Source organism: Sulfitobacter sp. CB2047 (assembly GCF_000735125.2).
Classification (GTDB): Bacteria; Pseudomonadota; Alphaproteobacteria; order Rhodobacterales; family Rhodobacteraceae; genus Sulfitobacter; species Sulfitobacter pontiacus.
Genome location: NZ_CP072613.1, coordinates 1,167,304 through 1,180,443 on the forward strand (window position 1 = coordinate 1,167,304; position 13,140 = coordinate 1,180,443).

The window sequence follows — 13,140 nt, forward strand, 5'->3', positions numbered from 1 at the left end:
CCGCAAAGACCTTTCCGACTTATTGATGCGATTTGACCCGAAGGATGCCCGATGGCGCGTACCACGTTCCGTAGTTTTACCAAAAATCTTGATGTGACCGACCTTAGATGGATGCCGGGAGAGGGGTTCTCTCCGTCGCGGCTGCGCATCGAATTGCTGTCGGGGCTGACCGTCGCCCTGGCCCTTGTGCCCGAAGCGGTTGCCTTTGCCTTTGTCGCGGGGGTCCACCCGTTGGTGGGTCTCTATGCGGCCTTCCTCGTGGGGTTGATCACCGCGTTGATCGGCGGGCGTCCGGGGATGATCTCGGGGGCGACGGGGGCTTTGGCGGTTGTGATGGTCGCATTGGTTGCGCAGCACGGGGTTGAATATCTGTTCGCCACGGTCGTGCTGATGGGGCTGATCCAGATTTTCGCGGGTGTCATGCAATGGGGCAAGTTCATGCGGCTGGTGCCGCACCCTGTTATGCTGGGGTTTGTGAACGGTTTGGCCATCGTGATCTTCCTTGCCCAGATGGGCCAGTTCAAAGTGCCGGGCACGATGGTTGATACAGGTCACGGCATGTCGGGTGGCGAATGGCTTTCGGGTGGGCCGCTTTACCTGATGCTGGCGCTTGTCGCCGCGACAATGGCGATCATTTGGGTCATGCCGCGCATCACCAAGCTGATCCCCGCACCGCTGGCAGGCATCGGCATCATCGCCATTCTGGTGATCGCGACGGGCATGGATGTGCCACGGGTCGGCGATCTGGCCTCGATCGAGGGCGGCTTTCCGACGTTCCACATGCCGTTTGGCGAAGGTGTCGGCCTGTACGGCACGGCCTTGGCACCCTTCACGCTCGAGACGCTGTATATCATCCTGCCCTATGCGGTGATCCTTGCGGCCATCGGCCTGATTGAATCGCTGCTGACGTTGAACCTTGTCAGCGACCTGACCAACACCCGCGGCGGGGCCAGCCAGGAATGTATCGCGCAGGGCGTGGCCAATACCGTGACCGGCTTCTTTGGCGGTATGGGCGGCTGCGCCATGATCGGTCAGTCCATGATCAACGTGAAATCCGGCGGGCGCACGCGGGTTGCGGGGATTGCGGCTGCGGTGTTTTTGCTGCTGTTCATTCTGGTCGGCGCGCCGCTGATCGAACAGATCCCGCTGGCAGCACTGGTCGGGGTGATGTTCATGGTCGTGATCGGCACCTTCGCGTGGAACTCCTTTGGGATCCTGCGCAAAGTGCCCCTGACCGATGCCTTCGTGATCCTGCTGGTTACCGTCGTCACCGTCTACGAAGACCTTGCGGTCGCGGTGGTCGTCGGTGTGATCGTGTCGGCGCTGGCCTATGCGTGGAACAATGCGCGTCGCATCCACGCCAAGACATACACCACACCTGAAGGGGCCAAGGTCTACCAGATTCAGGGGCCGCTGTTCTTTGGGTCGTCCGAAGGTTTCGCCGAGCTCTTTAACGTCAAGGCCGACCCCAGCGAGGTGATCGTCGATTTCGAGGACAGCCGCGTTGTGGACCAATCCGCCCTGCAAGCGATCGAGACGATTGCCGCGAAATACGAAGGCGCGGGCAAGCGCATCCAGCTGCGCCACCTCAGCCGCGATTGTCACCGTTTGCTGAAGAAGGCCGGGCACCTGATGATCGATAGCGACGATGATCCCGACTACGAGATCGCGGCGAACTATCAGGTCCGTACCGGCATTCTTGGCGGTCACTAAACCGCCCGACCGACTGAAATAAAAAGCCCCCGATGCAGTCCGCATCGGGGGCTTTTCGCTTTTCGGAATGTGGCGGGATCAATCGTCTGGGCGGATGATCTCGAACACGTCGGTCACGCGGGCATAATCGCGATAGCCCAAGCGGGACAGCGGTTGGTAGGTCGTCACGTCGAACCGCCCTTCCTTGATGCAATCGTCGCGCATATGGACGCCGACGACCTCGCCGAAGACGACAAAGTTGTTCTCTCCCTCGATCTTGACCATCTGGGTCATGCGGCATTCCAGGCTGGCAGGGGCGGTCGCCACACGGGCGCAGTTGATCTGGTCGCAGCTCGCTTTTTCGATGCCAGCGTGGCCGAATTCATCCGCGCCATGGGGCAGCGTCGCAGAGGAGGCGTTCATCGCGTCGCGCATCGCGTATTCGACAATGTTCACGCAGAAGACGCCGGTCTCGCGGATGTTGGCCATGCTGTCCTTGGTCCCGTCCACATCGGCCTTGGTCCCGGTAGAGGCAAACATCACCTGCGGCGGCGTATAGGCGACCCCGTTGAAAAACGAATAGGGGGCCAGATTGTCGTTCCCGTCCGCGTCTCGGGTGGAAATCCATCCGATCGGGCGTGGGGTGACAATCGCGTTGAACGGGTTATGGGGCAGGGGGTGGCCGTCTTGCGGGCGGTAGAACATCAAACTCTCCTCATGGTTTGCACCTATGGCTAGCGCCATGATAAAGGCAGCGCCACAGGAAAACCGTCCAGAGGGCCACGCCTTGTATCATATTACCCCCGAGACGGCTGCCGATCACTGGGAAGTCGAAGCGTTGTACGACACCTGCTTTGCGCCGGGACGCGAGGCGTTGTCGTCCTATCGCCTGCGCGATGGGGTGCCGCCGGTGGCAGGGCTGAACCATGTGGCACGTGACGCGGGCGGTATTCTTGCCGGGGCCATACGCTATTGGCCGATCTGTATCGGTGCCCATGCCGCGCTGTTGTTGGGGCCCGTTGCCGTGCACCCGACGCGGCAGGGCGAAGGCTTGGGTGCCTTGCTGATCGAGGGCAGTCTGGCGCAAGCGGCCCCGCTGGGGTGGTCGCGCGTGATGCTGGTGGGGGATGCGCCTTACTATAACCGCTTCGGCTTTACCTTGCTGACCGATGTGGTGATGCCGCCGCCAACGAACCCTGAACGGGTGTTGGGCCGCGCGCTGGTCGATGGCGCGTGGGACGGCATCGCGGGCGATGTCACCGCTTGGCCACATTGAAAGCGGCGGCGGGATGGCCCACATTCTAGCCAAACAGGCGGAGGCCCCACCCCATGCAGATTGAAAGCAACCTACCCAGCACCATTGACGTAGAGGCACGGCTGGACCAGATCGCCAAGCGCTACAAAAGCGCGGGCGGTGTGGGTATCAATGTGTTGAACGTCATCGGCGGCAGCGCCGAGGGGTTGATCGACAAGCTTCCCTCGCCCGTGCGCCGCAATCTTGAAAGCGCCACCGTCAAGGCATTGGGCCAGGCGATGAAGGCAGCGACGTCGACGCGGTCGATGGTGCCGGACCAGAAAAGCTGGCTGAACCAGGCGGTCAGTGCGGCGATGGGGGCGGCGGGCGGCGCAGGTGGCCTGCCCACGGCACTGGCAGAACTGCCGGTGACGACGACCTTGTTGCTCCGCGTTATTCAGGGGGTAGCGGTGGAACACGGCTTTGATGCCCATGCCGAGAATGTGCAGTTCGATTGCGTGCAGGTGTTCAGCGCCGCGGGGCCCTTGTCAGAGGATGACGGGGCCGATCTGGCGTTCCTATCGGCACGGGTCGCGTTAAGCGGGCGCGCCATGCAGGCGGTGATTGCCAAAGTGGCTCCGCGTCTGGCGCTGGTCTTGGGGCAAAAGCTGGCCGCGCAGGCGGTGCCGGTGCTGGGGGCGGTGGCCGGTGCGGCGACCAACTATGCCTATACCAGCTATTACGAAGATATGGCCCATGTGCATTTCGGGCTGCGCAAGCTGGCGATTGATGCGGATGTCCCCCACGAAGAACTGGTCGAGCGGCTGCGCACCAAGGTCGGGCTGCGCAAGATCGCCTAGCGCCCGATACTGCCCGGCGCGACCGTGGTGGCCTTGAGGATCGCATAGCAGGTCATGCCCGGTGTCAGGCCAAGCTCTGCGACAGCGCGGGCCGTCACACGGCTGAGCAACCGGTCACGCCCCGCACGCAGGGCAATGGCCGCGCCCGGACCGTCGCCGGGATGAACCGCCTCGACCGTGACGGGCAGCACGTTGACCGAGCTCAGCCCCTCGGGGCGGGTCAGGGACAGGATCACGTCTTGGGCCAGCACCCGCAGCCGCACGCGGGCACCGGCATCGGCGTGCACGCCGGGCAGCTCAAGCTCTCCGGCGCTGATCCGCAGGGTCGTGATCCCGTCATTGCCATGCTCAAGGACATCCGCCTCGATCACGGCACCCGCCTCGCGGACACCAAGCAGGGGCACGGCGGCGGGATCGGCCATGACATCGAACAGCGGACCCTGCGCCTGAACCTTTCCGTTCTGGATCAGCACCAGCGTATCTGCCAGCCGCGCGATCTCGTCCACCGCGTGGCTGACATACAGGATCGGCAGCCCCAGCGGCCCGTCGCGCAGCCGTTCGAGAAAGGGCAAAATCTCTTGCTTGCGGGGCCCGTCCAGACTGGCGAGCGGTTCATCCATCAGCAACATGCGCGGGTGGCTCAGCAAGGCACGGCCCAAGGCGACGCGCTGCTTTTGACCGCCTGATAGCGTGGCAGGCGCGCGGTCAAGCAATGTCTCTAGCCCAAGCAGTGCCACCACGTCGCGTTGTGACGGGCCGCTGCTGCCCCGCGGCGCATAGCGGGCACCGAACATCAGGTTTTGCGCCACGCTGAGATGCGGGAACAGCCGCGCGTCCTGAAACACGGTGCCAAGGCGGCGCTTGTGCGGGGGGACATAGATGCCGCCTTCGGTGTCCAGCAGTACCTCACCATCGATCACGACGCGCCCGCGGTCGGGGTGGAGCAAGCCACCAACAGCGTTGATCACGGTGGATTTTCCGGCCCCCGACCGGCCAAACAGCGCGGTGATGCCCGGCCCGGCCTCAAGCGCGAGGTCCAGCGCGAAGCCGTCAAAGCGGTGCGACAGGGACAGGGAAAGCGTCATGTGCCCGCGATCCTTTTGGCAACGCGGCGGGCGAGCAGCTCGGACAGAAGCACGGCGCTGACCGCGATGGCCGAAGACATGAGCACCATCGACACCGCCTGACCCTCGCCACCGGGTATCTGCAAGGCGGCCCAGATGGCGCTTGGCAGGGTTTGCGTCTGGCCGGGGATATTGGCGACAAAGGTGATCGTGGCACCAAATTCGCCCATGGCTTTGGCAAAGCCCATCACGGTCCCCGCCAGCACACCCGGCAAAATGAGGGGGAGGGTGACACGGGCGAAAACCGCCGCGCGGGGGGCACCCAAGGTTGCGGCGGCGTCCTCGAGTTTGGGGTCCACCGCCTCTATCGCCAGGCGCATGGCACGGACCATCAAGGGGAACCCCATGATGATCGCCGCCAGCACCGCGCCGGACCAGTGGAACGCCAGTTGCAATCCGATGGCGTCCAGTGCGCGGCCCAAGGGCGCGTTCCGCCCGAATGCCATCAGCAGCAGATACCCCGTGACCACAGGCGGCAAAACCAGCGGCAGATGCACGGCGGCATTCAACAGCGCCTTGCCCCAGAAATCCCGCCGCGCCAGCAGCCACGCCACCCAAAGCGCCAGCGGGATTGCCAGCAGCGTCGCCCAAACTGCAACCCAAAGCGACAGACGCAGCGCGTCCCAGGCGGCGGCGTCTGCGGTCATTCGGGCAGCGGCTTGAAACCGTGGCGGGCAAAGACCGCGCGGGCGTCGTGGGACTGCAGATGCGCCATGAAGGCCGCGCCGCTGTCAGTAAGCGCGGCAGCGGGGTAGGTGATCGGGCTGTGTGTCTCCTGCGGTATATCGTAAAGGATGCGGACCTGTGGTTCGGCCAAAGCATCGGTGCGGTAGACCACGCCCAAAGGCGTCTCTGCCCGCGCGACCAAAGCCAGGGCGCTGCGCACGTTATCCGTCTCTGCCAGATGCGGGGCGATTGCCTCCCATTGTCCGGTCGCCTCGAGCCATTCGCGCGCATAGATACCGGCGGGCACGGCGTCCCGTTGACCCATCGCTAACCGCGCATCGCCAAGGGCACCCGCCAGATCGGCGGGGTCCGGGGCGATATCGCTGTCTGCGGGGGCGATCAGCACAAGCGAATTGCCCAGCAGATGAACCACCGCGTCCGATTTGACCGCGCCGCGATCCCGCAGCCATGTCATCCAGACCGGTGCCGCCAGCAAGACCACATCGGCAGGGGCACCCGCATCGATTTGCCGTGCCATCGTGCCGGACCCGCCAAAGGACAGCGCCACATCGCCGCCGTAGCCGCGCGCGACCTCGTCCAGGGCACCGCGCAGGCTGGCGGCCGCAAAGACCGTCACCGAAGGCTGCTCTGCCAGCGCGAGGGGGGGCAGCAGCGCTGCAAAAATGAGCGGCAAAAAACGTTTCATTGCCGCAGTATCCGCCATGCCGTAGGGGCGTGCAAGGGCGACTGGTCTTGTCATCACGGCACGGGTAGGCTTTTGTTGCCGTACCACCCCGGAGACAGAATGCCCCGCATGAAACAGCTGCCCATATCACTGCAAGGTGCCCGCAAGGGAGAGGTGCGAACACAGTTCGCCGCGCTGTGTTACCGCGTGCGCCAAGGCAAGGTGCAGGTGCTGTTGATCACGTCTCGGGGGGCGAAACGCTGGATTGTGCCGAAAGGCTGGCCGATGGATGCCAAAACCCCCGGTGCCGCCGCCGCGCGCGAGGCATGGGAAGAAGCGGGCGTGCGCGGGCGGGTCACGGGCGGCTGCCTTGGCGTCTATTCTTACACAAAGGAAATGGACGACGGAGAGATGTTGCCGGTGGTGGCCATGCTCTATCCCGTAGAGGTCAAGATCACCGCCGATAAATACCCCGAAGTCGGCCAGCGGCGGCGCAAGTGGATGTCGCGCAAGAAGGCCGCCAAAATGGTGTCAGAGCCCGAACTGGCGCGCATGATCCGGGACTTCGATCCGCGCGGGCGAAGTTGAGCCGCTTGACGGGACCGGCTTGCGCCCCCATTTTTAACATATCTTAACAACGAGAGGATGCCTGCGGGCGCGATGATCAAGTTTTCGCTGAAATGTGATCAGGACCACCAGTTTGAAAGCTGGTTCAAATCTGCCGCTGCCTTTGATGCGTTGGCGCAGGCGGGGCATCTGACCTGCGCGCTGTGTGGGTCGACCAAGGTGACCAAGGGCATGATGGCCCCCCGTGTCACAACCGGCGAGCGCCGCGAGAACCGCGGTGAGGGTGGTCAAAAGCTGGACGCCGCAGTGCCGGTACTATCGAAACCTCAAAGCGCGTTGGAAGAGGCGCTGAAGGCGCTGCGCGAAAAGGTCGAAACCTCCTCGGAATATGTGGGCGATGATTTCGTGCGTGAAGCCCGTGCCATCCACATCGGGGATGCGCCCGACCGCTCGATCTATGGCGAGGCGCGTCTGGACGAAGCCGTCGCCCTGATCGAAGAGGGTATCCCGCTGACCCCGCTGCCGTTTCGGGCCAAACGCACCACGTCATAGACGGCGGGTCGCAGGCGACTTTGGGCGGGCGGATACCGCGCCCCGTCACCTTGCAACTTACGGTTCACACATAATTTCCCTGCGTTACGACAGCGGCCTGCGGGCTTGCTAAGGGCGGCGCTTGCGCGTACACCGCGCCGGAGTTTTGCAACGGGGGACATATGCCTGTTCTGGTGATGAAGTTTGGTGGCACGTCGGTGGCCACCTTGGACCGTATCCGCCGCGCGGCCAAACGCGTGGGCGTTGAAGTGGCCAAGGGCTATGACGTGATCGTCATCGTTTCCGCCATGTCGGGAAAGACGAACGAGCTGGTCGGCTGGGTGAACGAAACCTCTCCGCTATATGACGCGCGCGAATATGACGCTGTCGTCTCCTCGGGCGAGAATGTCACCGCGGGCCTGATGGCGCTGACCTTGCAGGAAATGGACGTACCGGCGCGCAGTTGGCAAGGCTGGCAAGTGCCGGTCAAGACGACTTCGGCGCATTCCTCGGCCCGGATCGAGGAAATTCCGCCTGCAAACATCATGGCGAAATTCGGCGAAGGCATGCGCGTCGCGGTTGTCGCGGGCTTTCAGGGCGTTTCCCCCGAGGGCCGGATCACCACGCTGGGGCGTGGCGGGTCGGATACCACCGCCGTCGCCTTTGCCGCCGCCTTTGATGCAGAGCGTTGCGATATCTACACTGATGTGGACGGGGTCTACACCACCGACCCGCGGGTGAGCGCCAAGGCGCGCAAGCTCGACAAGATCGCCTTTGAAGAGATGCTGGAACTGGCGTCGCTGGGGGCCAAGGTCCTGCAAACCCGGTCGGTCGAACTGGCCATGCGGTACAAGGTCAAGCTGCGCGTGCTGAGCAGTTTTGAGGAACAATCAGACGAGGCTGGAACGCTGGTCTGCGCCGAGGAGGAAATTATGGAAAGCAATGTAGTATCCGGTATCGCGTTTTCGCGTGACGAAGCAAAGATGACGCTGGTATCGGTCGCGGATCGCCCCGGCATTGCCGCCGCGATCTTCACCGCGCTCAGCGATGGTGGCGTGAACGTCGATATGATCGTTCAGAACATCTCGGAAGAGGGGCGCACCGATATGACGTGGTCCTGCCCCGTCGATCAGATTAAACGCGCGGAAGTCGCGATTGATGCCGCGAAAAAATCGGGCGAGCTGAATTTCGACGATCTGATCGCGGATACCGATGTGGCGAAAGTGTCGGTCGTGGGGATCGGCATGCGCAGCCACACCGGCGTTGCGGCGAAGATGTTTCAGGTGTTGTCGAACGAGGGTGTGAACATCAAGGTCATCACCACCTCCGAGATCAAAATCTCTGTTCTGATCGACCGCAAATACATGGAGCTGGCCGTTCAGGCGCTGCATGACGCGTTCGAGCTGGACAAACGCGCCTAATTCCCGGGCACCCCACCTGCGAAGATCACAGCGTTTTCCCGCAACAGGGGAAAACGCATCTTCCGGCCTCGGGGAGCAGATGATAGATGTCAATGATATCAGGCGTTTCAATTTTGGGACGCCTGTGATCTAAGCTGGCATCGCCGGGGGGAAATGATCACATGGCTGATGGGATAGAGACAGAAAGCCGCAAGCTGTTGGGTCGCTTACGCGATGCCATGGCCAGTGATGATGCAGGGCAGGCGCGGCTGGACAAGATCACGCATCTGATCGCGTCCTCTATGGGCTGCGAGGTCTGCTCTATCTACCTGTTCCGCGATGAAGACACGCTAGAGCTTTGCGCGACCGAGGGGCTGAAGGCCGATGCGGTCCACGAGACGCGCATGAAGATGGGCGAGGGGCTGGTCGGGCGCGTCGCCAAACGCAAACGTATTATCAACACGCCAAATGCCCCGCAGGCCCCCGGTTTCCGCTTTATGCCGGAAACGGGCGAAGAACTGTATTCAAGCTTTCTGGGTATACCGGTGCAGCGCTTGGGCGAGATGCTGGGCGTTCTGGTGGTGCAATCCAAGGCCGCGCGGGAATTCTCGGCTGACGAGGTTTATGCGCTGGAAGTGGTCGCCATGGTGCTGGCCGAAATGACCGAGCTGGGGGCCTTTGTCGGTGAGGGTGCCGCGATGTCCGCGCGGCACAGTCAGGCGGTTCTGATCCGCGGCACCGTGGCGCAAGAGGGCGTTGCCGAAGGCCACGTCTGGCTGCACGAGCCGCGCGTTGTCGTGTCAAAGCTTGTGGCCGACGATCCTGCCAGTGAAACCGCACGCCTGAACGAGGCGGTCGATGATTTGCGCGTCAGCGTGGATCAGATGATGGCGATGGCGGGGGGAGATAAAGACCAGCAACAGGTGCTTGAAGCCTATCGGATGTTCGCCAACTCCAAAGGCTGGTTGCGCCGGATGGAGGAAGACATCGGTCGTGGCCTGTCTGCCGAAGCGGCTGTCGAGAAAGAACAATCTCTGGCGCGCGCCCGTATGGGGCAGGCTGCCGACGCCTATCTGCGCGAACGTCTGTCCGATCTCGATGACCTCAGCAATCGTTTGCTGCGCATCCTGACAGGGCAGGGGTCCAACACGGGGGCCGAGATGCCCACCGACCCTATTCTTGTAGCGCGCAACATCGGGCCGGCTGAGCTGTTGGAATACGGCCGCTCTCTGCGCGGTATCGTGCTGGAGGGCGGATCGGTTGGCAGCCATGCCGCGATTGTCGCGCGGGCGCTGGCGATCCCGCTGATCGTCCATGCCAGCCGCGTGACCAATGATGCGCTGAACGGCGACCGGATCATGGTGGACGGCGAACAGGGCGTGGTGCATCTGCGCCCCGAGGAAACCGTTGCTTCTGCCTTCCGCGACAAAATCGCGATGCAGGCCGAGGCGCAGGAACGCTATGCGTCGATACGCGACAAGCCGGCGATCACCAAATGCGGCACGCGGGTCGGGCTGCACATGAACGCGGGGCTCATGGCGGATCTTCCCTCGCTTGACGGGTCTGGGGCCGAAGGGGTGGGGCTGTTCCGCACGGAGCTTCAGTTCCTTGTGCGTAGCCAAATGCCGAAACGGTCGGAGCTGTCCGCGCTGTATAGCCGTGTGTTGGATGCCGCGTCGGGTAAACGTGTGGTGTTCCGGACGTTGGATATCGGGTCGGACAAGGTGCTGCCCTATATGAAGCCCAACGACGAACCAAACCCCGCTTTGGGCTGGCGTGCGATCCGTGTCGGGCTGGACAAGCCGGGCATGATGCGGATGCAGTTGCAGGCGTTGATCCGTGCGGCGAACGGGCGCCCCCTGTCGGTGATGTTCCCCTTTGTCGCGCAGTTCGAAGAATACCGCGCCGCCCGTGCCGAGATGGACAAGACGCTCGCCCGCGAGGCGCGCTTGGGCCATGTGCTGCCGTCGCAAATCGAAGTGGGCGCGATGCTGGAGACCCCGTCGCTGGCCTTTGCCCCGACGAAGTTTTTCGAAGAGGTCGAATTCCTGTCGATCGGGGGCAACGATCTGAAGCAGTTCTTCTTTGCCGCCGACCGCGAGAACGAGCTGGTGCGCCGCCGCTATGACACGTTGAACGTCAGTTTCCTGACCTTCCTAGAGAATATCGTGGACCGTTGCCGCGAAACCGGTACGCCACTGTCATTCTGTGGCGAGGATGCGGGCCGCCCCATAGAGGCGCTGTGCTTTGCTGCCATCGGGATCACAACGCTGTCCATGCGTCCCGCGTCCATCGGGCCGGTCAAAAGCATGTTGCACCGCTCTGATCTGGGGGAAATCCGCGAGGTGATCCACGCCGCACGTGATCGCGGGGATCAATCGGTTCGTCCCGCGGTGATGGAGTATCTGCGCAGCCAGACCAACGAAGTCCGCCGCTTGCCCTGAAGGGCCTGACGGCTTGTCTAATTTTTCAAACGCGCCCGATTTATCCACGTGGGCGCTGGATGCCGCGTTGAAAAAGCCAACCGCGCAGGCCGGTTATGCACATAAGTTGCGTAGCGGGCCAAGCTCATCCCGCAGTTTCGCAGAGCGAAAAAAGTAACCGAAATAACGGCTATGCGCGTGCAGGATAATTCCCTTTAATGCCCCAAGTCGCAGCGCGGAGGAACGCTGCAGCCAGCTATGGGAGAGGCGCGGGCATATGAACCCTTTTGTATTCAACACCACAAAATCCGTCGTATTCGAAAACGGGGCCGCCGTGCGTATCGCCGCGCTGGCAGGCGGGTTGCTGGGCAAGTCGTGCCTGTTGATCACCGACCCCGGTTTGCGCAAACTTGGCCTGTGCGACCCTTGCATCGATGCGCTTGAGAAAGCCGGTCATCAGGTCACCGTCTTTGATGATGTAGAGGCCGACCCCTCGCGCGAGACATTGATGCGCGCGGTAGAGGCAGGGCGCAGCGCGGGGGCGACCGGAGTCATCGGCTTTGGCGGCGGGTCATCACAGGATGTGGCCAAGCTTGTGGCGCTTTTGCTTGGCTCTGACGAGGATCTGGATGCCGCTTGGGGGGTAGGGCAGGCCAAGGGGCCGCGCCTGCCGCTGGTGTTGGTTCCTACCACCGCTGGCACCGGGTCAGAGGTCACGCCTGTGTCGATCATCACCGTCGGGGCAGAGGAAAAGCGCGGCGTATCCTCGCCCGTGATCCTGCCTGACATGGCCATTCTGGACGCCTCCCTGACCGTCGGTCTGCCGGCGTCGATCACCGCGGCCACAGGCGTTGACGCGATGGTGCACGCGATCGAATCCTATGCCTCGGTCAATGCCAACAACAACCCTGTGTCCAAGCTACTTGCCCGCGAGGCGCTGCGCCTGCTGGGGGCCAATATCGAAACCGTCGTCGCGGATGGCAGCAACCTTGAGGCCCGCGGCGCGATGTTGCTGGGGTCGATGCTGGCGGGACAAGCCTTTGCCAATGCCCCCGTCGCGGCGGTACACGCGCTGGCCTATCCCATCGGTGGCACCTTCCATATCCCGCACGGGCTGTCCAACGCGCTGGTGCTGCCCCACGTGCTGCGCTTCAACGCGCCCCAAGCGGGCAGTGTCTATGCCGAGATCGCTGCCGATGCCTTCCCCGACCTGGCAGAGGTCGAAGGCGGTCAGGCCCGCACCGCCGCCTTCGTTGATGCGCTGACGGATCTGTCCAAGCGGCTTGGGCTGCCGCCGCGCTTGCGCGATGTCGATATCCCCCGGTCCGCGATCCCCAAGATGGCCGAAGACGCGATGGTGCAGGCCCGTCTGCTTGTGAACAACCCGCGCGAGGTGACACAGGCCGATGCTCAGGCAATCTACGAGGCGGCTTGGTAATGGCTGCCCGCGCACCCGCTGCCACCCGTGCCGATTTCGCGGATTTCTATCCATTGCAGACGCGATGGAACGACAATGACACCTATGGGCATATGAACAACGTCGTGCACTATGCGCTGTTTGACACGGCCGTAAACGGCTGGCTGATCGAACGGGGGCTGCTGGACCCGCAGACCAGCCCCGCCTTTGGCCTCGTCGTGGAAACCGGGTGCCGCTATTTCGGAGAGATGGCCTTCCCCGACCGCGTGACAGCGGGGCTGCGGGTGGCGCAGCTTGGTACAAGCTCTGTCCGGATGGAGCTGGGCCTGTTCCGGAACGACGAGGAAAACGCCTCTGCCGAAGGGTTCTTTGTGCATGTCTATGTAAACCGCGACGACCACCGCCCGACCGAGATTCCCGCCGCGACCCGTACCGCGCTAGAAGGGCTGAAAACCACGGCCTGAGCGTGGCGTAATCCCGCGCGCCCTAGCTTGGCGGTTGCAAATGCTTGGTGTCCACATGTTATACATCCCCGAATCAC

Annotated in this window: 13 protein-coding genes; 9 read left to right on the plus strand and 4 right to left on the minus strand. The window is 63.0% G+C overall.

Annotation, left to right across the window (positions count from 1 at the left end; translation table 11 throughout):
• Positions 1–51 precede the first annotated feature (51 nt).
• A complete protein-coding gene (locus tag IV89_RS05740) occupies positions 52–1,713 on the plus strand; it encodes a SulP family inorganic anion transporter (RefSeq protein WP_005849385.1) in 1,662 nt (553 codons plus the stop codon).
• Positions 1,714–1,791: 78 nt separating this feature from the next.
• Here the strand turns inward: IV89_RS05740 and IV89_RS05745 are convergent, their stop codons facing one another.
• Complete coding sequence (locus IV89_RS05745) at positions 1,792–2,397, minus strand: flavin reductase family protein (protein WP_037944682.1); 606 nt, start codon at positions 2,395–2,397, stop codon at positions 1,792–1,794.
• 37 nt (positions 2,398–2,434) lie between these two features.
• Here IV89_RS05745 and IV89_RS05750 point away from each other — a divergent pair, with 37 nt between their 5' ends.
• Positions 2,435–2,968, plus strand: coding sequence for an N-acetyltransferase (locus IV89_RS05750; protein WP_051577615.1), 534 nt, complete (start codon positions 2,435–2,437; stop codon positions 2,966–2,968).
• A gap of 53 nt (positions 2,969–3,021) precedes the next feature.
• Positions 3,022–3,786 carry an EcsC family protein gene (locus IV89_RS05755; protein WP_037944680.1) on the plus strand — a complete coding sequence of 255 codons (765 nt, stop codon included), beginning with the start codon at positions 3,022–3,024 and terminating at the stop codon, positions 3,784–3,786.
• Here the strand turns inward: IV89_RS05755 and modC are convergent.
• Genes modC through modA form a run of 3 tightly spaced genes read right to left on the minus strand, consistent with a single transcriptional unit; the run spans position 3,783 to position 6,282 of the window.
• Complete coding sequence (gene modC, locus IV89_RS05760) at positions 3,783–4,871, minus strand: molybdenum ABC transporter ATP-binding protein (RefSeq protein ID WP_037944679.1); 1,089 nt, start codon at positions 4,869–4,871, stop codon at positions 3,783–3,785. The genes IV89_RS05755 and modC overlap by 4 nt on opposite strands.
• Complete coding sequence (gene modB, locus IV89_RS05765) at positions 4,868–5,557, minus strand: molybdate ABC transporter permease subunit (protein ID WP_037944678.1); 690 nt, start codon at positions 5,555–5,557, stop codon at positions 4,868–4,870. Before modB ends, modC begins: the two co-directional genes overlap by 4 nt.
• On the minus strand, positions 5,554–6,282 hold the full coding sequence (gene modA, locus IV89_RS05770) for a molybdate ABC transporter substrate-binding protein (RefSeq protein ID WP_037945090.1): 729 nt from the start codon (positions 6,280–6,282) through the stop codon (positions 5,554–5,556). Before modA ends, modB begins: the two co-directional genes overlap by 4 nt.
• Before the next feature lie 108 nt (positions 6,283–6,390).
• Between modA and IV89_RS05775 the strand changes: the two genes are divergently transcribed.
• From IV89_RS05775 to IV89_RS05800, 6 genes are all read left to right on the plus strand, one after another.
• Entirely contained in the window at positions 6,391–6,849 is a 459-nt protein-coding gene (locus IV89_RS05775) for an NUDIX hydrolase (RefSeq protein WP_240558216.1), read from the plus strand.
• Positions 6,850–6,921: 72 nt separating this feature from the next.
• Entirely contained in the window at positions 6,922–7,380 is a 459-nt protein-coding gene (locus tag IV89_RS05780; RefSeq protein WP_235183803.1) for a DUF1178 family protein, read from the plus strand.
• A 161-nt stretch (positions 7,381–7,541) separates the two neighbouring features.
• Entirely contained in the window at positions 7,542–8,780 is a 1,239-nt protein-coding gene (locus IV89_RS05785) for an aspartate kinase (RefSeq protein ID WP_005849367.1), read from the plus strand.
• A 161-nt stretch (positions 8,781–8,941) separates the two neighbouring features.
• Positions 8,942–11,203, plus strand: coding sequence for a phosphoenolpyruvate--protein phosphotransferase (gene ptsP, locus IV89_RS05790; RefSeq protein ID WP_005849365.1), 2,262 nt, complete (start codon positions 8,942–8,944; stop codon positions 11,201–11,203).
• Positions 11,204–11,459: 256 nt separating this feature from the next.
• Positions 11,460–12,620 carry an iron-containing alcohol dehydrogenase gene (locus IV89_RS05795; protein ID WP_037944675.1) on the plus strand — a complete coding sequence of 387 codons (1,161 nt, stop codon included), beginning with the start codon at positions 11,460–11,462 and terminating at the stop codon, positions 12,618–12,620.
• The gene (locus tag IV89_RS05800; RefSeq protein WP_037944674.1) at positions 12,620–13,063 is read left to right on the plus strand and encodes a thioesterase family protein; all 444 of its coding nucleotides are present in this window, start codon (positions 12,620–12,622) and stop codon (positions 13,061–13,063) included. The genes IV89_RS05795 and IV89_RS05800 overlap by 1 nt, the downstream gene beginning before the upstream one ends.
• Positions 13,064–13,140: the final 77 nt, after the last annotated feature.

Excerpts from the sequence above, each read along its gene's own strand:
- IV89_RS05740 (WP_005849385.1), top strand. The coding sequence starts at position 52 with ATGGCGCGTACCACGTTCCGTAGTTTTACCAAAAATCTTGATGTGACC.
- IV89_RS05745 (WP_037944682.1), bottom strand. The coding sequence starts at position 2,397 with ATGTTCTACCGCCCGCAAGACGGCCACCCCCTGCCCCATAACCCGTTC.
- IV89_RS05750 (WP_051577615.1), top strand. The coding sequence starts at position 2,435 with ATGATAAAGGCAGCGCCACAGGAAAACCGTCCAGAGGGCCACGCCTTG.
- IV89_RS05755 (WP_037944680.1), top strand. The coding sequence starts at position 3,022 with ATGCAGATTGAAAGCAACCTACCCAGCACCATTGACGTAGAGGCACGG.
- modC (WP_037944679.1), bottom strand. The coding sequence starts at position 4,871 with ATGACGCTTTCCCTGTCCCTGTCGCACCGCTTTGACGGCTTCGCGCTG.
- modB (WP_037944678.1), bottom strand. The coding sequence starts at position 5,557 with ATGACCGCAGACGCCGCCGCCTGGGACGCGCTGCGTCTGTCGCTTTGG.
- modA (WP_037945090.1), bottom strand. The coding sequence starts at position 6,282 with ATGAAACGTTTTTTGCCGCTCATTTTTGCAGCGCTGCTGCCCCCCCTC.
- IV89_RS05775 (WP_240558216.1), top strand. The coding sequence starts at position 6,391 with ATGAAACAGCTGCCCATATCACTGCAAGGTGCCCGCAAGGGAGAGGTG.
- IV89_RS05780 (WP_235183803.1), top strand. The coding sequence starts at position 6,922 with ATGATCAAGTTTTCGCTGAAATGTGATCAGGACCACCAGTTTGAAAGC.
- IV89_RS05785 (WP_005849367.1), top strand. The coding sequence starts at position 7,542 with ATGCCTGTTCTGGTGATGAAGTTTGGTGGCACGTCGGTGGCCACCTTG.
- ptsP (WP_005849365.1), top strand. The coding sequence starts at position 8,942 with ATGGCTGATGGGATAGAGACAGAAAGCCGCAAGCTGTTGGGTCGCTTA.
- IV89_RS05795 (WP_037944675.1), top strand. The coding sequence starts at position 11,460 with ATGAACCCTTTTGTATTCAACACCACAAAATCCGTCGTATTCGAAAAC.
- IV89_RS05800 (WP_037944674.1), top strand. The coding sequence starts at position 12,620 with ATGGCTGCCCGCGCACCCGCTGCCACCCGTGCCGATTTCGCGGATTTC.